The sequence below is a fragment of the Herbiconiux sp. UC225_62 genome, assembly GCF_042694625.1.
Classification (GTDB): domain Bacteria; phylum Actinomycetota; class Actinomycetes; order Actinomycetales; family Microbacteriaceae; genus Herbiconiux.
Genome location: NZ_CP170551.1, coordinates 989,883 through 1,008,352 on the forward strand (window position 1 = coordinate 989,883; position 18,470 = coordinate 1,008,352).

Sequence of the window (18,470 nt, forward strand, 5' to 3'; positions counted from 1 at the left end):
GATTACTGAAGCCCTTCGGCCAGAGGTCCGAGTGCGAGCACGGGGAAGTAGGTGAGGGCGACGACGATCACGACGACGCCGACGAGGAGGCCCACGAACTGCGGGCGGTGGGTGGGCAGGGTTCCGGCGGTCACCGGCACCTTGCCCTGCGAGGCGAGCGATCCGGCGAGCGCCAACACGAACACGATCGGCACGAAGCGGCCGAGCAGCATCGCGACACCGAGCGCCGTGTTGAACCACGGGGTGTTCGCGGTGAGGCCGGCGAAGGCCGAGCCGTTGTTGTTGGCGGCGCTCGTGAAGGCGTAGAGCACTTCGCTGAAGCCGTGCAACCCGGGGTTCCAGATCGAGGTGCTCTCGACATCCGCTCGCACCGCCGGGATGGCGAAGCTGAGTGCGGTGCCGGCCAGCACCAGGGTGGGGGTGGCCAGGATGTAGAGGCTCGCCAGCTTGATCTCGCGCGGGCCGAGCTTCTTGCCCAGGTATTCCGGCGTGCGCCCCACGAGCAATCCGGCGATGAAGACGGTGATGATCGCGATCACGAGCATGCCGTAGAGGCCTGCCCCGATACCGCCCGGCGCGATCTCGCCGAGCATCATGTTGAACATCGTCATCATGCCGCCGAGCGAGGTGTAGCTGTCGTGCATCGAGTTCACGGCGCCCGTGGACGTGATCGTGGAGGTCGTTCCGAAGAGGGTGGAGGCGAAGATGCCGAACCGCTGCTCCTTGCCCTCCATCGCCCCGCCCGCGGCCATCGGGCCACTGCCCGACCCGACCGCTTCGAAGACCGTGAGCGCCGTGAGGGAGACCACGAAGATCGTGGCCATGGCGGCCAGGATCGCGTAGCCCTGACGCTTGTCGCCCACCATCGTGCCGAAGGTGCGCGGCAGGGCGAAGGGGATCGCGAGCATGAGCAGGATCTCGAACAGGTTCGTCCAGCCCGTCGGGTTCTCGAACGGATGCGCGGAGTTGACGTTGAAGAACCCGCCGCCGTTGTTGCCGAGCAGCTTGATCGCCTCCTGCGAGGCGACCGGGCCACCGGGGATCGATTGCGTTCCGCCCGTCAGGGTCGTCACATCCGTGAAGCCGGCGACGTTCTGGATGACCCCGCCGGCGATCAGCACGATCGCGGCGATGAAGGAGAGCGGCAGCAGCACGCGGAGGACTCCGCGGGTCAGGTCGACCCAGAAGTTGCCGATGGTGCCCGTCGAGCGGCGTGCGAAGCCGCGGATCAGCGCGATCGCGACGGCCAGGCCGACGCCGGCCGACACGAAGTTCTGCACCGCGAGCCCGGCGAGCTGCACGGTGTACCCCATGGTGACGTCGGGCGAGTAGGACTGCCAGTTCGTGTTGGTGACGAAGGAGACCGCCGTGTTGAAGGACAGGCCTTCGGGGATGGCGGGGAATCCGAGCGAGTAGGGCAGCACGGCCTGCAGGCGCTGGAGGAGGTACACCACGAGCACGCCCACCACCGAGAACGCGAGCACGCCGCGGAGGTAGGCGCCCCAGCTCTGTTCGGAGCCGGAGGCGACGCCGACGAGGCGATAGAGGCCGCGCTCGACCTTGAGGTCTTTGGTGGAGGTGAAGGTGCGGGCGATGTAATCGCCGAGGGGCCGGTAGAGCAGGCCCAGGGCGAGGACGAGGGTCGCGAATTGCGCGACGGCGAGCCAGATCTCGAGAGCGGACACGGATCAGAACCGCTCTGGCTTCACGAGGGCGTACACCAGGTACGCCACCGCGGCCGCGCCGAGCACCAGTGCCAGGACGTCGATGACGATCACAGCTTCTCGACCCCCCACGCGACCAGGGCGACCAGACCGAAAACGGCCAGGATCGCAGCGACATAGACGATGTCGAGCACGGGAATCTCCATCCGAAAGGGGCGTTTGTTGACGGAAGTCGATCCAACGCCCTCCCGGGGCCACCACTGTCGGTCCTAACGGTTTCCTATCGACCGGCCCGCCGAACCGTACGCGTTCCCTACATCAGAGGAGGCGTCTATGATTCATGGAGTCGAGTTCAAAGGAGAACAATGACGGAAACACTGACCGCCCGCGCCATCACCTGGCGGGAGGCACAACTGGGGTTATGGGTCGCTGCCGCGCCCGATGCCCGCCCCCTCGGAATCGTCGCCGAGAAATGGGTGCACGGCTTCGTCGTGACCACCCGCACCGGAAAGAATCTGGGCAGCTACCCGTCGCTCGACGACGCGAAGGCGGCTCTCGAAGCGTCGCTGTAGCGGTTCGCCGTCGCGCGGGCGTCGACCCCGGCTAGCCGAGCGCCGTCGACGCCCGTGCCACCAGACGGCAGGGAAGGGTCTCGATGCCCGAGCTCTGTTCGCCGCCGATCGCGGAGAACAGGCGTTGCGCCGCGAGCCGGCCGAGCATCTCGAGATTCATGTCGACACTGGTCAGCTGCGGACGCGACTCCAGGGTCAGTGTCTCCCAGTTGTCGAAACCCATCACGGCGACATCGTCGGGCACCCCCACTCGGCGCTCGCGCAGCACGTCGAGTGCCCCGCGGGCGATCTGATCGTTGCCGCAGATGATCGCGTCGATGTCGGGATGCTGCTCCAGCAGGGCCACCGTGCAGGTGCGCCCCCACGATTCCGACCAGTGACCGTAGTGCACCCCACCGACCAGTTCGAGGCCGGCGGCCTCTACGGTCTGCTCGATGCTCCCCGCGCGATCGCGGGCGGCGACGAAGCTCTGCTCCCCGGTGATGTGCGCGATCCTGCGGCGACCGGTGCCGATGATGTGCTCCGCGGCCATGACACCGCCACCGACGTTGTCGGGCACCAGCGAGATGTCGCGCGGGTCGTCTGACGGCCCGTAGACGTACACCACGGGAACCGGGATGTCGCGCCCGAGCGAGGCGCGCGCATCCGTCGAGCTGCCCAGCACGATCAACCCGTCGACCCGGCGATCGAGCAGAGCCTGCAGGTGATAGGACATCCGGATGGCGTCGCCGCGCGCATCGCAGAGGAACACCGACATCTTGCCGGTGCCGAAGGCGTCCTCGGCGCCGGTCATGATCGGGATGCTGAACCGGCCGACCAGGTCGTCGGTGAGCAGGCCGACCGTTCCGGTCCGTCCGGCGAGCAGTCCCTTCGCCAGCGGGTTCGGCCGGAAGCGGATGCGTTCGGCCGCCTCGAGCACGCGCACCCGGGTTCCCGGATGCACATCGCCGCGGTCGTTCAGGGCCTTCGAGGCGGTGGAGACCGAGACGCCCGCGAGCTGGGCGACGTCTTTGAGCGTCGGGTTGCGTGCGCGACCCTCGTCGGTGTCGTCCCTCATCGCACCCCTCAATCGGTTTCGGACCTAGATCATCATAGGCGTTGACGCGGCCTGTTCGACAGTGTTACCGTGGCCACCGCAATCCCGAAACCCTTTTCGAAAAGTTTCACTGCTCTCTTCCGTTTACATCCAATGAAGGACGACGAATGTATTTCAATGCAGAACGACAGTCGCAGAAGAAGGGCTCCCGCACCGCTCGGCGCTCGCGCGCGCTGATCGCGGCGGGTGCGCTGGCCGCCACCGCCGGGCTCCTCCTGGCCGGCTGCTCCTCCTCCGGCACTCCGGGCGCCTCCGGCTCCTCGGACTCGGGCGAACTGACCGTGTGGCACTACTTCAGCGACCCGAATCAGGTCAAGGTCATGACCGACTATGCCGACCTCTTCCAGAAGAACCACCCCGACGTCTCGGTGAACAACGTCTACGTGCCCTACGACCAGATGGACCAGAAACTCATCGCCTCGGTCGGCGCGAAGACCGGCCCCGACGTGGTGGTCTTCAACGGCGCGGATGCGAGCAACCTCGCCCTCGCCGGCACGCTCGCCCCGATGGACGACCAGTGGAACTCCTTCGCCGACAAGGACCAGTTCCCCGACTCCGTGGTGCACAAGGTCGACGGCAAGACCTACGCCGTGCAGGGCTACGTGAACCTGCTGGGGCTCTGGTACAACAAGGACATCCTCGCCAAGGCCGGCGTCACTCCCCCCACCACGATGGACGAACTCGACGCCGCGATGGCGAAGGTCGCCGCCGGCGGCGACCAGGGCATCACCCTGTCGGGTCTGCCGAACTCGCAGGGTGAGTGGCAGGCCTATCCGTGGCTGACGGATGCCGGCTTCGACTACGCCGACCCGCAGGCCGACGCCGCAGCGGCAGGTCTCACCACCGTGCAGAACTGGATCGACGAGGGCTACCTCTCCAAGGAGGCCGTGACCTGGGACCAGACGGTTCCGTTCCAGAAGTTCGCCGCCGGCGGAGTCGCGTTCGCCGAGAACGGCAACTGGCAGATCGGCACGGCGAAGTCCGACGCCGCGTTCGATTACGGCGTGGTTCCGCTTCCGCTCGGCGACAAGGGCAAGGTCTATCTCGGTGGTGAGGGAGAGGGCATCGGGGCATTCGCCAAGAACCCCGACCTCGCCTGGCAGTACCTCCAGGAGACCTACTTCTCCAGCGACGGCCAGCTGCTCGCGTTGGCCGACTCCGGCACCATCCCGGCCCGGGCCGACACCGCGACCGACGCCGCGGTCACCGGCGACCCGCTGATCAAGCCGTTCGCCGACTCGGTGGCCGCGCAGGGCGCGAACTACCCTTCCGACGCCATCCCGCCGGCGAGCGTCGCCGACGTGCAGTTGGCCGGCGGACAAGCCTGGAGCTCGGTCATCGGTGGCGCAGCGACTCCTGAGCAGGCCGCCGACAAGTTCCTGTCCACCCTTCAGCCGCTGCTGTCGGCCAAGTAGGGATGACGCCGATGTCAGCCACCACGACGGCCAGATCGGCTCCGGTACGCAGCAAGAGGAGGCGCCGGGGACTGTTCCGCGGTCGCCTCCTCTTCGCCCTGCCGGCCGGAATCGTGCTCCTGGCGCTCTCCGTCTACCCCCTGATCCAGCTGGTGAGGATGAGCTTCAGCGCGGTCACCTCCGCCACGCTCAACCTCGACTGGGCCTTCGTGGGGTTGCAGAACTTCGTGACCGGCTGGCAGCAGGGCGACACCCAGAACGCCATCGTGAACACCCTCGTGTTCGTGGTGATCGTGACGGGTCTCGGACTCGTGGGCGGTTTCGCCGCCGCCGTCGCTCTGCGCACCAACTCCCGCGCGGCCGCCGTGCTGCTCGGCCTCATGGTCTTCGTCTGGGCACTGCCGCCCGTGGTCAACGGAAGCGTCTGGAAGTTCCTGCTGGGCGACAACGGGTTGTTCAACTCGGTCTTCCACCTCGTGGGCCTGCAGTCGTTCCCCTTCCTCTATGACACCCGTTTCGCGCTCGTCTCGGTGGCACTCGTGAACGCCTGGGCGATCATCCCGTTCAACGCGCTGGTGTTCCGCGCCGCCATCCTCGGCGTGCCGAGCGAGGTGTTCGAGGCCGCGCAGCTCGACGGCGCACGTCCGTGGCAGGAAGTGCGCCACGTCATGATGCCGGCCGTGCGGCCCACCAGCCTCGTGCTGGTCGTGCTCACCGTCGTCTACGCCTTCCGCAGTTTCGACTTCATCTACGTGATGACGTACGGCGGCCCGGGCACCACCACCAACACCCTGCCGTTCCTCGGCTACCTGCAGGCGTTCGTCCGTTACGACTTCGGGCTCGGCTCGTCGACCGCACTGATCGCCGTGCTGTTCGTGATCGTGCTCGCCGTGGTCTATGCCCGGAGCGTGCGCAAGGAGGAGCTCGAATGACCGCCCTGACCGCCACCCGTCGCCCGCGCAAGCAGCGCACACCCGTCGCCTTCGCGATGCGCATCGTGCTCTTCCTGGTCTACGGCATCCCGATCCTCTGGATCGTGCTCACCTCGCTGAAGAACTCCAGCGACGTGCTCTCCGACAGCGCGGCGTTCGTCTTCGCCCCGACCCTGGATGCCTATGTGACGGTGTTCCAGACCAGCGGACTGCTGCAGGCGGCCGGCCAGTCGTTCATCATCGCCGCGTCGACGACCGTGCTGACGCTCGCCGTCGCGATCCCGGCCGGCTATGCGCTGGCGCGGGTCGGCGGGCGGATCACGACGATCTGCCTCGGACTTCTCATCGTGCTCCAGATGGTGCCGCAGACCGCGACCGTCATCCCGCTGTTCCAGCTCTTCGGCCAGTGGGGGCTGCTGGACAACACACTCGGCGTCATCCTCGCCGACACGGCCCTGCTCATCCCGTTCGCCATCATCCTCATGCGTCCGTTCTTCCGCGCCGTGCCGGAGGCGCTCGAGGAGTCGGCCGCGATCGACGGCGCCTCCACCTGGCGCAGCTTCTTCTCGGTGGTGCTCCCCGTGGCGCGCAACGGCGTGGCCACCACGGGCACCCTCGTGTTCCTGCTCTCCTGGGGCGAATTCCTCTACGCCGTGAACTTCCTGCTCTCGCCCGGCAGTTACCCGCTGAGCGCCCTGCTCGCGCAGCAGGTGTCGGCGTTCGGCATCAACTGGCCGGGACTGATGGCGCTGGCCGTCATCACCTCGATCCCGATCCTGGTGCTCTTCGCCCTCACTTACCGACTCCTGCGCGAGGGCCTCACCCTCGGCGCGGTCAAGTAATACACGACTCTCACTGGAGATCCTTCGATGCCTCACTCTGTCACCCGCCTCGACCAAGGCCGGCCTGTCGCGCCGACCCGGGGAACCCTGCGCCCGCTCGGAATCTCCGAGGTGCGCATCACCGACGGCTTCTGGGCCGACCGCCAGGACATCAACGCCCGCACCCTGATCGAGCACTGCGAGCAGTGGATCGCCCGCTCCGGCTGGGTCGACAACTTCGACGCCGCCCGCGAGGGCCGGATGCCCGGGGCCCACACGGGCCGCGAGTTCGCCGACTCCGATGTCTACAAGCTGCTGGAGGCGATGGCCTGGGAGATCGGGCGCTCCGGCGATCAGGGGATGAACGCCCGTTTCGAAGCGCTGGTCGACCGGATCGAGCCGGTGCAGGAGCCCGACGGCTATCTCAACACCTACTTCGGCCGTCCGGGCCAGGCGTCGCGGTACAGCGACCTGGAATGGGGCCACGAGCTCTACTGCTACGGCCACCTGCTGCAGGCGGCGGTCGCCCGCGGCCGCACCACCGGGGAGGACCGCTTCGTCGAGATCGCGCGCCGCGCCGCCGACCACGTCTGCGCTGTCTTCGGGGCCGGCGGGATCGAGCGGGTCTGCGGGCATCCGGAGATCGAGGTCGCACTCGTCGAGTTCGCCCGCTACACCGGAGACGACAAGTACCTCGAGCAGGCGCGCCTGTTCGTCGAGCGCCGCGGGCATCACACCCTCGCCGACATCGAGTTCGGCCGCGCCTATTTCCAGGACGAGACACCGCTGCGCGACACGGCGGTGATGGCCGGCCATGCCGTGCGGGCCCTCTACCTCGCAGCCGGCGGCGTCGACCTCGCCGTGGAGACCGACGACCGCGAGCTGCTCGAGGCGCTGCGCCGTCAGCTCGGCGAGACCGTCGCCCGCCGCACCTATCTCACGGGCGGTATGGGCGCCCACCACGAGGGCGAATCGTTCGGCCAGGATCACGAGCTGCCGGCCGACCGCTCCTACTCCGAGAGCTGCGCCGGCGTGGGATCAGTGATGGTCAACTTCCGGCTGTTGCTCGCGACCGGGGAGGCGGAATACGCCGACCTCATCGAGCGCACGCTGTACAACGTGGTCGCGGGGTCGCCGAACGAGACCGGCACGGCCTTCTTCTACACCAACACGCTGCACCAGCGGGTGCGCGGCGAGGTGCCGCCCGAGAACGAGCTGAGCCCCAGGGCGTCCTCCAGCCTTCGTGCGCCGTGGTTCGAGGTGTCGTGCTGCCCCACGAACGTCGCACGCACCTTCGCCTCGCTCGGCAGCTACCTCGCCACGACCTCGGCTGACGGCCTGCAGATCCACCAGTACGCGGGCGCGTCGATCGCGGCCGACCTGGACGCCGGCCCCGTGGCCGTGCAGGTCGAGACCCGTTATCCGGACGACGGACTCGTGCGCGTGAGCGTGACGCAGACGGTCGACTCCGAATGGGAGATCGGACTTCGCGTCCCCGGCTGGGCCGACACCGGCGCGACCCTTCGCGTGAACGACTCCGCCGCCGAGCCGGTGGGACCGGGCGCCGTCCCCGTGCGCCGCCGCTTCGCGGTGGGCGACACGATCGAGCTCGCTCTTCCGATCGCGCCCCGGTTCACTGCTCCCGACCCCCGCATCGACGCCGTGCGCGGCAGTCTCGCCGTCGAGGCCGGCCCGATCGTCTACTGCCTCGAGTCTCCGGATCTGCCCGGCGGACTGGACGTCGACGCCGTGCGCCTCGACGCCTCGGCGCCCCCGACGCTCGGCACCGACGGCATCACGGTGGCGCTCGTGCCGCAGTCGTTCGACGACGGGGCGTGGCCCTACCGGACCACCGACGGCTCCCTCCCGGGCGGCACCGCGGGCGCCGCGTTCGCGGCCGCCCTCATCCCCTACCACCGTCGCGCCAACCGCGGCCCCGCGACCATGAGAGTGTGGATGCCGTGCGAGTAGTCGTCATCGGAGCGAGCGGTCACGTCGGCGGATACCTCGTGCCGCGCCTCGTGGCGGCCGGCCACGAGGTCGTGGCGATCAGCCGCGGTCTCCGCGAGCCCTACCGCCCGCATCGCGCCTGGGATCAGGTGGAGCGCATCACCGCCGACCGCGAGGCGGAGGACGAGGCCGGCACGTTCGGTGGGCGCATCGCCGACCTGAACGCGGATGTCGTGATCGACATGGTGTGCTTCACCGGCGCATCCGCCGCTCAGCTGGTCGAGGCGATCCGCGGCCGCGTGCCGCTGCTGCTCAGCTGCGGCACGATCTGGACCCACGGTTCGGCCGTCGAGGTGCCGATCCTCGAGCACGAGGCTCAGAACGCCTTCGGCGACTACGGCATCGGAAAGGCCGAGATCGAGCAGCTACTGCTCGCCGAGGCACGCCGCCCCGGAGGCCTGCGCTCGGTGGTGCTGCACCCGGGTCACATCACCGGCCCGGGCTGGCACATGATCAATCCGGTCGGCAACCTCGACCTCACGGTGTGGCAGGCGCTCGCGGCCGGCGAGGAGGTCGTGATGCCGGGCTTCGGTCTGGAGACCGTGCACCATGTGCACGCCGATGACGTCGCCCAGGGTTTCCAGCGCGCGATGGAGCGTCAGGGCGAGGCGGTGGGCGAGTCGTTCCACATCGTGTCGCCCCGGGCCGTGACGCTGCGAGGCCTCGCCCTGGCGGCGGCCGGTTGGTTCGGCCAGGAGGCACGACTGCGTTTCGTGCCGTTCGAGGAGTTCCGAGCACAGACCACCCCTGACCACGCGGAGGCGAGCTGGGAGCACATCACGCGCAGCCACTCGGTGTGCATCGAGAAGGCGAAGCGGATGCTCGGCTACGCGCCCCGCTACAGCTCCCTCGAGGCCGTGGCCGAGGGTCTGCAGTGGCTCATCGACGACGGACAGCTCGACGTGGGGGGCCGAGCACTCGCGCTCTGAACCAGGTGGTCAGCGCACGGTGGCGGGGCCGCTCGCTCCGTTGTGACCGTTCCCGTTGTGTCCGTTCCCGTTGCCGTTGCTGCCGGGCGCGCCCGGCTCCTCGGTGAACTGCAGCCCCCCGCTGCCGTTGGAGGAGGCGGTGAGGATGTCGAGCCACTCACGGTTGATGGCCGGCACCCGCCCGCCCGCGAACTTGAAGTAGAGCGGGATGGAGGAGTCGAGCCAGATGCTCGACCGCCCGTCGCCGATGGCCGGGTCGTCTTTCCAGGAGAAGAAGAAGCTCTCCTTGCGACGGAGCTTGGCGGCGATCACGATCTGCAGATGCGTGAGGGTGCGGTCGTCGAACTCGATCTCGATGCCCGAGGTGCCGTAGAGCAGCTTTCCCATACCCCAATTAACGCACAGCCCGACGACACTGTCGCGTGGCGGGCGCGGGGGTGTTCACCGGGCTAGTGTTGCGATCAAGTCGAGATGGGGTGTTTTGGTGTTCAACAGGAAACCGCACGTGCCGCAAACGGAGAGTCAGGCGCTTCAATCGGGGTCCGATCTCGAGGTGGCCGGACAGGACACGCTGCCCTCGGTACGCGTGCACGCGTTCCGGATCGGACTGGTCGGCGGGCTCGGGGTGCTGCTCGCCATCCTGATCGGCGGCGTCGTCACCCAGCTGAGCACCGTGCTGATCTACATCGGCGTGGCGATCTTCCTCGCGCTCGGTCTCGATCCACTCGTCTCCTGGCTCGAGAAGAAGATGCCGCGGCCGCTGGCGATCGTGATCGTCTTCGCCGCGGTCATCCTCATCTTCGGCGGTCTGCTCTTCGCCGTCATCCCACTCATCGTCGACCAGGCCTCGAATTTCATCGATCAGTTCCCCCAGATCGTGAAGGACTTCACGACGAGCGACTTCGTGAAGGGCTTGCAGTCGCAGATCGGCGGCTTCGTCGACATCGACAAGGCGGTGCAGGACGCGACGGCCTTCTTCCAGGATCCGAACAACCTGCTCAACATCGGCGGCGGCCTTCTCGCCGTGGGAACCGGCATCGCCAGCGGTGCGACCGGTGCCGTCATCGTGCTCATCCTCACCCTGTACTTCCTCGCCTCGCTCCGCAGCATGAAGCGCGTCACCTACCGCTTCGTGCCGGCCAACAAGCGGGCCGCGTTCGCCTCGCTGACCGATGACGTCACGGGAGCAGTCGGCCGCTACGTCGTGGGTCAGATCGGGCTCGCGGCCATCAACGGCATCCTGAGCCTCATCTTCCTCACCATCATCGGGGCGCCGCTTCCGGCGCTGTTCGCGTTCATCGCGTTCCTGGCGTCGCTCATCCCGCTCGTCGGCACGCTGAGCGGGGCGATCATCATCACCCTCGTGTGCCTGTTCGCCTCGCCGCTCACCGCGCTGGTCGCCGCGATCTACTACCTCGTCTACATGCAGGTGGAGGCGTACTTCCTGAGCCCCCGCATCATGAACCGGGCGGTGGCGGTGCCGGGCTCGATCGTGGTGATCGCGGCCGTGGCCGGCGGAACGCTCGGATCGGTGCTCGGCGCGCTCGTCGCCATCCCGATCGCGGCGTCGGCCATCATCATCGTGCAGAAGGTGGTCTTCCCCAAGCAGGACGCGAAGGTCTAGACGCGAAGGTCTAACTGCCGAAGGGGAAGACGAGGAGGGAACTCGTGGCGGTCGCGACGACCGCACCGCGGGCATCCGTCAGCTCGGCCTCGGCGAAGGCGACACGTCGGCCCGGTTTCACGACGCGGCCGACGCACCGCAGGGTTCCGCTGTCGCGGGTGATCGGGCGCAGGAAGCTCACCTTCAGCTCGATGGAGGTGTAGCCGATGCCTGCGGGCAGTGTGGACTGGACCGCGCAGCCGAGGGCCGAGTCGAGCAGGGTGCTGATCAGTCCGCCGTGCACGATGCCCAACGGGTTGTAGTGGTACTCCCCCGGCTCGCAGGTGAAGGTGGCCGTTCCCTCGCCGACGTCGGCGAGCGTCATGCCGACGAGCTTGCCGATGGGCGGCGGCGGCAGATGGCCGGCGGCCATCGCGCGGAGGAACTCCAGCCCCGACATCCCGGGGGCGGCGTCGACGTTCTGCTGCGGGTCGTCCCACTCCACCACGCGGCGGCGGGCATCCGTGTTGTCGTCGTCGATCGCGGTCATGCCGTCAGCGTAGACCGCTAGACCACGTCGGCGAACAGCTCGGCCGGCGGCACCGGGGCGTGGGAGAGCGATCCGCTGCTCTCGGCCAGCGCGTCGAGACCCCGTTCGAGGTCACCGAGTTGATACCCGATCGGGATGCGGATGAACCGTTCGAACGCCCCGTCGAGCCCGAAGCGCGGGCCGGCCGTGATGAGCACCCCGCGCGAGCGGGCGGCGAGGGCCAGCTGCGAGCTGATCGGGGAGCCGAGGTTCACCCAGGTGGCGAGGCCGCCGTCGACGCGGGGCACGCGCCATTCCGGGAAGCGTTCCCCGAGCATCCGGATGACCGTGTCCCGCCCTTCCCGGAGCTGAGCCGACCGGAGGGCGAGCACCGGCTCGAAGTCGCGGAGCAGACGCGCCACCACGAGCTGCTCGAGCACCGGCGTGCCGAGGTCGCCGGCGAAGCGCGCACCGGCGAGCTTGCGGATGATGGCGGGCTCGGCTCGGATCCAGCCCACCCGCAGGCCCGACCAGACCGTCTTGCCGACCGACCCGATCATGATGGCCGACCCGGCCGTGCCCGCGTCGCCGTAGGCCGCGAACGGGAGGAACGACTCGGCGCGGTCGATGTCGAGTTCGCCGGAGGTCTCGTCGGCGATCACCAGCGTGCCCTGGCGGGCCGCGTCGCTCAGCACCTGTTCGCGGAGCTCGGCCGGCATGCTCTCGCCGGTGGGGTTGTGGAAGTCGGGCATCAGGTAGGCGAGCGCCGGGCTCGTGCGGGCGAAGGCCTGGGAGAGCCCCGCGGCGTCCCAGCCGTGCAGGCCGTCGTCGCTGGTGCCGACGGCCGCGACGGTCACGGGCACCAGTCGAGCCCCCGCCGCCTTCAGCGCCTCGTAGGCGTGCGGGTAGCTCGGCAGCTCCACCACGGCGCGGTCGCCGCGGCCGAGCAGCACCCGCGCGAGCAGGAAGATCGCGTGCTGCGCGCCGATCGTGATCATCACCTGGTCGACGCTCGTGGGCAGTCCTCGCTCGGTGTAGCGAGCGGCCACGGCCTCGCGCAGCACGAGCTCGCCGAAGGGATCGAGACCGCTCGTGGTGAGGGCCGCGGGGTAGTCGCTCAGCGCATCCTGCGTGGCCGCGAAGAGACCGGGATAGGCCGGCAGGGTGGCCTTGGAAAAGTCGATGAAGTCGCCCGAGACGTCGTGCCCACCCACCGGAGCCCGGCCCGGCAGGCGCGTGACGCTGCCCGAGCCGCGCACGCTCTGGGTGTACCCGGCGTCGCGCAGTTCGCGGTAGGCCGCCGACACCATCGTGCGGCTCACGCCGAGAGCCTGCGCCAGATCGCGCTCGGCCGGCAGGCGGGTGTCGACCGCGATGCGGCCGTCGAGCACGAGCAGCCGGATGCGGTCGAAGAGCGCGAGATAGGAGGGGCCGGAGGCGGGGAGTCGCCAGTCGCCGAGCAGGGCGAGGAGGGAGCGCGTTCCGATGCGAGCGTCAGCCATGCATCCACTCTAGTCATATTGGCTCCTTGTACTAGAGCCAATTTCGCGATTGGCTACTTCGATGATCCGCCTGACTCCCCGTCTCCTGCGCCTGCTCGTCGGGCTCGTGCTCTATGGATTCGCGGACAGCCTGATCATCCGCGCCGCCATCGGGGTCGAGCCGTGGACGGTGCTGGCCCAGGGGGTGTCGGAGCGCACGGGGTGGGGTATCGGCATCCTCACCAACGTGATCGGGCTCGGGGTGCTGCTGCTCTGGATCCCGCTCCGCCAGAGGCCGGGTCTCGGCACGCTGCTGAACGTGCTGCTCGTGGGCACTACGATCGAGGTCGGCCTCTGGCTCATCCCGCCGGTCGACCTGCTGTGGCTGCAGATCCTGCTCTTCGCAGCCGGGTTGCTGCTGCTCGCGGTGGCCAGCGGCATCTACATCGGCGCGGCGCTGGGCCCGGGTCCGCGCGACGGATTGATGACCGGCATCCACACGCGGCTGGGCTGGCCGATCTGGGTGGCGCGGGGGCTCGTCGAGGGCAGCGTGCTGCTGGTGGGCTGGCTGCTCGGCGGCGACGTGGGCATCGGCACGCTCGTCTTCGCGGTCACGATCGGGCCGCTCTGCGGTCTCACGCTGCGCTGGTTCGGGGCGCTCGGGCGATATGGCAGCATGAAGTCGGCGCCGGAGCCGGCGCCGGACCGACCACCCGCGAACGACACCCCGAAGGACACCGATGCGCGTCGCCCTGCACTCCCTCACCCGTGACGGCGCCGAGAGCGGCTACGACCGGGCCCACGCGGTCGTCCCCGCGGCGCTGGCGGCGCGGTTCGCCGAACTCGGCATCCACGACTGGACCATCTGGCGCAGTGGTCGCGACCTCTTCCACCTGGTGGAGTGCGACGACTTCCTCGCCGCGATGGCCGCGCTCGACGGCGACCCGGTGAACGAGGAGTGGCAGGCCACCATCGGGCCGTTCGTCGACCACTTCGAGGTGAACGGGGTCGGCGAGGGCGATGCCGGCCTGCCGGTGCCCCTCGTGTGGCGACTCCGCAGCCAGGTCGACGGCCTCGCGCCCGACGCCTGAGCGACCGCGATGGAAGATCCCCTCTACCTCAACCACGCCAGCTACAGCCCGCCCACTCAGGCCGTCGCCGACACCGTGCAGGCTCTCTTGGCAAGCGCGATGCGCGGCGGGCCCACGACGTCGGCCGAGTTGCACGGCGAGCACGCCCGCGCGCGGGCGGCGGTGGCCCGCCTCGCGGGCGTGCCGGCCGAGCGGGTCGCGCTCACCACGAGCACCTCGCAGGGCCTCCTGCAGACCGCGTTCGGCGTGCGTGGCGACGTGCTGGTGAGCCTCGACGAGTTCCCGGCGAACGTGTACCCGTGGCGCCGTGCCGAAGCCGCCGGCCGCCTCCGCGTGCACGCCTTGCCCGGATCGGGGCCGGGCATGACGTCGGGCACGGTCTCCCCGTCGCCCGTCACGCCCGAACGGGTGGCGGATGCGCTGACGCCGGCGATCGGAGCGGTCGCCGTGAGCGCGGTCGACTTCCGCACCGGGTACCGGGCCGATCTGGCGGGCATCCGCTCGGTCATCGGGCCCGACCGCCTGCTCGTGGTCGACGGCATCCAGGGCTTCGGCGCGATCGACGCCGACTGGTCGCCCGCCGACGTGCTCGTGGTCGGCGGGCAGAAGTGGCTGCGGGCCGGCTGGGGCACCGGGTTCATGGCATTCTCCGAACGGGGGCTCGCCCAGGTGGAGCCCACTCTCGGCAGCTGGGCCGGCGCCGAGGACCAGGCACGCTACGACGGCACGATCCACCCGCTGCTCGCAGGGGCCGAGCGGCACGCGGTCACGAATCTCTCGCCGTTCACGTCGGGCGCGCTGGCGACGGCGCTCGAAGGGATCACCGCGACCGGCATCGGGGTGATCGCGGCACAGATCGCGTCCACCGCCGGTCGCCTGGCCGACGCGATCGAGGCGGCCGGGCTCGCACTCCTCTCTCCCCGCGCTCCTGCCGAACGCGCCGGGATCGTGGTGGCGGGCTACCCCGCCGGCGCGGCGATCGAGGCGCACGCGCGCCTGACGGCGGCAGGAGTCACGGCCACCCTGCACGGCGACGACCGCATCCGCTTCTCGCCGCACAGCACCACGCCGGGCGGCACGATCGATCGAGTGGCCGAGCTCATCGGGCGGAGTGCGTCGGCTCCTGGCTGAATAGGAAGCGGCCCCGCCGACGGGGTTGTGGACAGGAGATCCCCTCGTGATGGGCGAGGATCTCCTCAACGACGTCAGCCGATGGAAGAGAGACCATGACGCCCCCTCTGTTGGACCGCGTGGCGTGGACCGACCTCACCGAGGCCGGGCGCCGTCGCGGGGCCCTCGCCGCGCCGCCCTCGCGACGCGGGCTGTTCACGCGCCTGATCGCCGCCGCCGTGCTCGTTGTGCTCGTGGTCGTGGCCGTTGGCGTGGTCGTGGCCCGTCAGCTCGCCGAGCGGGAGGCGGTGCATGACGCCGCGCGCACGGCCGAGCTGCTCGGCGACGTCATCGTGGAGCCGGCCCTCAGCGACTTCCTGCTCGACGGCGACGAGGCGGCCCGCTCTGCGCTCGACGAACTCGTGCACAGCCGGGTGCTCGGCGATTCGGTGGTGCGCGTGAAGATCTGGGACGCGGCCGGCACGATCCTCTACTCCGACGAGCCGCGACTGATCGGCGAGACCTTCGGTCTCGACGACGAGGAGCGTGGCGTTCTCGAGAACGGAGGGGTGGAGGCGGAGGTCTCCGACCTCGAGGCCCCGGAGAACCGCTTCGAGTCGGGGCAGGGCGAATTGCTGGAGGCCTACCACGCCGTCACGAGTCCGAGCGGGCGCACGGTGTTGTTCGAGGCCTACTTCCGCTATGACCAGGTGAGCGTGCGCACCGGCGAGCTCTGGGGCGCCTTCTCGCTCCTGGCGGCAGGCAGCGTGGTGGCCTTGTTGGTGCTGCTGCTGCCCCTCGGTCGTCGGCTGATGACCTACCTGGGTGAGGTGCGGGCACACCGGGAGGCGGTGTTGCAGCACGCGCTCGACGCCTCGTCCGACGAACGGCGGCGCATCGCCGGCCGCCTGCACGACGGAGCCATCCAGGACCTCACCGCAAGCGCCTTGGCACTGCACAATGCGGCCACCCGAGCCGAGACCTCGGGCGCCCACGCGCTGGCGACGGAGCTCGAGCAATCAGCGCGTACCCTGCGCGCGAACGTGGGTGGGCTGCGGTCGCTGCTCGTGGACGTGTACCCGCCGAGTCTCACCGCGGCCGGCATCCTGTCCGCGCTCGACGACCTCGCGTCGGCCGTCCGGGGCCGCGGGGTGCAGGTGCGGATCGTGGACGCCGGCATTCCCGAGCTCACGCCCGACGAGGCCCGGCTGGTGTTCCGCGTGGTGCGCGAGTGTCTTGCGAACACGGTGAGACACGCCCACGCACGCGAGGCAGTCGTGACACTGAGCACGGCGGGGGACGGCGCCGGTGACGGCACGGGCGGTCGCGTCGGCGCGGGCCCGAGCGTACACGTGGAGATCGCCGACGACGGCCGCGGCTTCGACCCGGCCGGCGCCGGGCAGCCGGAGTCGGGGCACCTCGGCATCCCGCTGATCGTCGAGGCGGTCGCGGATGCGGGCGGGCGTCTGCTCGTGCGCACCGCACCCGGACAGGGCACCCGGTGGCGGCTCGTGCTGCGCGAGTCGGCCGGCGGACGCGGGTCCGACGCACCGGAGGACGTCGGATGATCCGGGTCGCGCTGGTCGACGACCACCCGCTGGTGCGAGCCGGGTTGGTGGCCCTGCTGCGCGAACTCGACGACGTGGCCGTGGTGGGCGAGGCCTCGGACGGCGCCTTCGCTCTCGCGCTGGTCGAGGACGCGCGGCCCGACCTGCTGCTCATGGACCTCTCGATGCCCGGCACCGACGGCGTGACGGCCACGACGATGGTGCACGCGGCGCATCCGCACCTCCCTGTGCTCATCCTCACCTCCTCCCGAGACAGCAGGCAGCTGCGCGATGCCCTCGCCGCCGGCGCTGCGGGGTATCTGCTGAAGGACGCCGAGCCCGCCGAGATCGCAGCGGGCATCCGGGCCGCGGCCCGCGGTGAGGCACCCATCGACCCGAGGGTGGCCCGCATGCTGTTCCCCACGAGCGGGAGGGCAGCCGCCCCGTTGGAAGCACAGTCGGACCCCGAGTCCCACCCGGAGCCGCTGGTCCGTGGTCGGGAGGCCGAGGTGCTGCGCCTGGTCGCCCGGGGCCTGGCCAACAAGCAGATCGCGCGCGAACTCGGCATCGCCGAGCGCACCGTGAAGGTGCACCTGGGTAGTGTCTTCCGCCGACTCGGCGTCAACGACCGCACCAGCGCCGCCCTCTGGGCGCGCGAGAACGGGTACTAGTACCAAGGTCGTATCGACCGGGAGACACGAGTCGATGACGATGGACGAGCGGGTAGCCCGCATCCGCTCCCCCGTCTTCCGGAAGGTCACCATGTCACCTCGTTCCCCCCTCGGCCGAATCGCCCGCCGCGCGCTCGTCGCCACCACGATCGCCGCAACCGCCCTCCTCGCCGCCACCGCGGTCGCCGCGCCCGCCTCCGCCAAGCCCTCCGCGAACGGCGGCGACTACGCGGTCACCGTGAACGGGACCACCTACAACCCGGCCGCCGGGAAGGATGTGAAGCTCAAGGATGTCGCCGTCTCCGGCCCGATCCTGGTCACGGGTGTGAACAACACCTTCCGCATCGACCCGAGCACGCTGGGTGTGTACGACTACACGCTCACGGGCGCCCCCGATGCGTTGCGGATGGTCACCTCTCCCACCGTGCTGTTCGCTTCCAAGGTGCCGACTCTCACTCCCGCCCAGATCGGCACGGTGAGGATCCAACAGCTCGAGGTGAAGGACGACACGCTCGTGATCGTCTTCGGCGCGGCCGCCGGGAAGCTCAAGATCCAGGCGAAGGACGGCGCCCAGGGCGGCATCTTCCAGATGGAGCCGGAGTTCGGCACCTCGGTCGAGCTCGTGCACACCCTTGGCCCGGGCCTGTTCTACTTCGTGAACCAGTTCACGGGCAAGATCAACTTCGGCAACGGGGTCGACGCCGTGAGCAGCGCACAGAACGCCACCGGTTACCACCAGATGCTGCTCGGCAAGGACAGCCCGCAGGTGGCCACGAAGACCCTGCAGACGGGCACCGTCACCAAGTGGCTCGTCACCTCGGGCGGGCGCCTCGGCGGCGTGCTGGGTGAGGACGCCATCGAGCTCTCCCAGGGCGCGACGAATTGCACCAGCCAGTGCCAGGCACAGAACCAGATCCACGGATCACTGCCGGTGCCGCCGAATCCGACGAATCCCACGCCGATCGGCTGAGGCCGGATCATGACGGAAGGGGTCGCACG

Annotated in this window: 19 protein-coding genes; 13 read left to right on the forward strand and 6 right to left on the reverse strand. The window is 69.5% G+C overall.

Going from position 1 to position 18,470, the window contains the following annotated elements; genetic code table 11:
- Positions 1 to 2: 2 nt before the first annotated feature.
- Positions 3 to 1,670 carry a potassium-transporting ATPase subunit KdpA gene (gene kdpA / locus ACFJGU_RS04840; RefSeq protein WP_382310264.1) on the reverse strand — a complete coding sequence of 556 codons (1,668 nt, stop codon included), beginning with the start codon at positions 1,668 to 1,670 and terminating at the stop codon, positions 3 to 5.
- A gap of 18 nt (positions 1,671 to 1,688) precedes the next feature.
- On the reverse strand, positions 1,689 to 1,778 hold the full coding sequence (locus tag ACFJGU_RS04845; RefSeq protein ID WP_139256655.1) for a potassium-transporting ATPase subunit F: 90 nt from the start codon (positions 1,776 to 1,778) through the stop codon (positions 1,689 to 1,691).
- Positions 1,779 to 2,029: 251 nt separating this feature from the next.
- On the opposite strand from ACFJGU_RS04845, the gene ACFJGU_RS04850 reads away from it, so the two are divergent.
- Positions 2,030 to 2,236 (forward strand): hypothetical protein, encoded by a 207-nt coding sequence (locus ACFJGU_RS04850; protein WP_382308146.1) that lies wholly within the window; start codon positions 2,030 to 2,032, stop codon positions 2,234 to 2,236.
- 31 nt (positions 2,237 to 2,267) lie between these two features.
- Here the strand turns inward: ACFJGU_RS04850 and ACFJGU_RS04855 are convergent, their stop codons facing one another.
- Positions 2,268 to 3,293, reverse strand: a complete 1,026-nt coding sequence (locus tag ACFJGU_RS04855) for a LacI family DNA-binding transcriptional regulator (RefSeq protein ID WP_382308148.1) — start codon at positions 3,291 to 3,293, stop codon at positions 2,268 to 2,270.
- Between the two features lie 146 nt (positions 3,294 to 3,439).
- Here ACFJGU_RS04855 and ACFJGU_RS04860 point away from each other — a divergent pair, with 146 nt between their 5' ends.
- Genes ACFJGU_RS04860 through ACFJGU_RS04880 form a run of 5 tightly spaced genes read left to right on the forward strand, consistent with a single transcriptional unit; the run spans position 3,440 to position 9,439 of the window.
- On the forward strand, positions 3,440 to 4,747 hold the full coding sequence (locus tag ACFJGU_RS04860) for an extracellular solute-binding protein (RefSeq protein WP_382308150.1): 1,308 nt from the start codon (positions 3,440 to 3,442) through the stop codon (positions 4,745 to 4,747).
- Positions 4,748 to 4,758: 11 nt separating this feature from the next.
- On the forward strand, positions 4,759 to 5,679 hold the full coding sequence (locus ACFJGU_RS04865) for a carbohydrate ABC transporter permease (protein WP_382308152.1): 921 nt from the start codon (positions 4,759 to 4,761) through the stop codon (positions 5,677 to 5,679).
- Positions 5,676 to 6,521 (forward strand): carbohydrate ABC transporter permease, encoded by an 846-nt coding sequence (locus ACFJGU_RS04870; protein ID WP_382308154.1) that lies wholly within the window; start codon positions 5,676 to 5,678, stop codon positions 6,519 to 6,521. Before ACFJGU_RS04865 ends, ACFJGU_RS04870 begins: the two co-directional genes overlap by 4 nt.
- A 27-nt stretch (positions 6,522 to 6,548) precedes the next feature.
- On the forward strand, positions 6,549 to 8,471 hold the full coding sequence (locus tag ACFJGU_RS04875; RefSeq protein ID WP_382308156.1) for a glycoside hydrolase family 127 protein: 1,923 nt from the start codon (positions 6,549 to 6,551) through the stop codon (positions 8,469 to 8,471).
- Positions 8,453 to 9,439, forward strand: coding sequence for an NAD-dependent epimerase/dehydratase family protein (locus tag ACFJGU_RS04880; RefSeq protein WP_382308158.1), 987 nt, complete (start codon positions 8,453 to 8,455; stop codon positions 9,437 to 9,439). The genes ACFJGU_RS04875 and ACFJGU_RS04880 overlap by 19 nt, the downstream gene beginning before the upstream one ends.
- Positions 9,440 to 9,448: 9 nt before the next feature.
- Here ACFJGU_RS04880 and ACFJGU_RS04885 read toward each other — a convergent pair whose 3' ends face one another.
- Positions 9,449 to 9,826 (reverse strand): ATP-dependent DNA ligase, encoded by a 378-nt coding sequence (locus ACFJGU_RS04885; RefSeq protein ID WP_382308160.1) that lies wholly within the window; start codon positions 9,824 to 9,826, stop codon positions 9,449 to 9,451.
- 166 nt (positions 9,827 to 9,992) lie between these two features.
- Between ACFJGU_RS04885 and ACFJGU_RS04890 the strand changes: the two genes are divergently transcribed.
- Positions 9,993 to 11,063 (forward strand): AI-2E family transporter, encoded by a 1,071-nt coding sequence (locus tag ACFJGU_RS04890; protein ID WP_382308162.1) that lies wholly within the window; start codon positions 9,993 to 9,995, stop codon positions 11,061 to 11,063.
- Between the two features lie 10 nt (positions 11,064 to 11,073).
- Here the strand turns inward: ACFJGU_RS04890 and ACFJGU_RS04895 are convergent, their stop codons facing one another.
- Positions 11,074 to 11,592 carry a PaaI family thioesterase gene (locus ACFJGU_RS04895; RefSeq protein ID WP_382308164.1) on the reverse strand — a complete coding sequence of 173 codons (519 nt, stop codon included), beginning with the start codon at positions 11,590 to 11,592 and terminating at the stop codon, positions 11,074 to 11,076.
- 17 nt (positions 11,593 to 11,609) lie between these two features.
- Positions 11,610 to 13,073 carry a PLP-dependent aminotransferase family protein gene (locus ACFJGU_RS04900; protein WP_382308166.1) on the reverse strand — a complete coding sequence of 488 codons (1,464 nt, stop codon included), beginning with the start codon at positions 13,071 to 13,073 and terminating at the stop codon, positions 11,610 to 11,612.
- A 70-nt stretch (positions 13,074 to 13,143) separates the two neighbouring features.
- Here ACFJGU_RS04900 and ACFJGU_RS04905 point away from each other — a divergent pair, with 70 nt between their 5' ends.
- The 6 genes from ACFJGU_RS04905 (at position 13,144) to ACFJGU_RS04930 (ending at position 18,441) form a co-directional block, all read left to right on the forward strand.
- On the forward strand, positions 13,144 to 13,824 hold the full coding sequence (locus ACFJGU_RS04905; protein ID WP_382310266.1) for a YitT family protein: 681 nt from the start codon (positions 13,144 to 13,146) through the stop codon (positions 13,822 to 13,824).
- Positions 13,793 to 14,143: an L-rhamnose mutarotase gene (locus ACFJGU_RS04910; RefSeq protein ID WP_382308168.1), complete on the forward strand. Its 351-nt coding sequence runs from the start codon at positions 13,793 to 13,795 to the stop codon at positions 14,141 to 14,143. The genes ACFJGU_RS04905 and ACFJGU_RS04910 overlap by 32 nt, the downstream gene beginning before the upstream one ends.
- Before the next feature lie 9 nt (positions 14,144 to 14,152).
- Complete coding sequence (locus tag ACFJGU_RS04915) at positions 14,153 to 15,274, forward strand: aminotransferase class V-fold PLP-dependent enzyme (RefSeq protein ID WP_382308170.1); 1,122 nt, start codon at positions 14,153 to 14,155, stop codon at positions 15,272 to 15,274.
- A 95-nt stretch (positions 15,275 to 15,369) separates the two neighbouring features.
- Positions 15,370 to 16,821, forward strand: coding sequence for a sensor histidine kinase (locus ACFJGU_RS04920; protein WP_382308172.1), 1,452 nt, complete (start codon positions 15,370 to 15,372; stop codon positions 16,819 to 16,821).
- Positions 16,818 to 17,471 (forward strand): response regulator transcription factor, encoded by a 654-nt coding sequence (locus ACFJGU_RS04925; RefSeq protein ID WP_382308174.1) that lies wholly within the window; start codon positions 16,818 to 16,820, stop codon positions 17,469 to 17,471. Before ACFJGU_RS04920 ends, ACFJGU_RS04925 begins: the two co-directional genes overlap by 4 nt.
- A gap of 34 nt (positions 17,472 to 17,505) precedes the next feature.
- Positions 17,506 to 18,441 (forward strand): hypothetical protein, encoded by a 936-nt coding sequence (locus ACFJGU_RS04930; protein WP_382308176.1) that lies wholly within the window; start codon positions 17,506 to 17,508, stop codon positions 18,439 to 18,441.
- Positions 18,442 to 18,470: the final 29 nt, after the last annotated feature.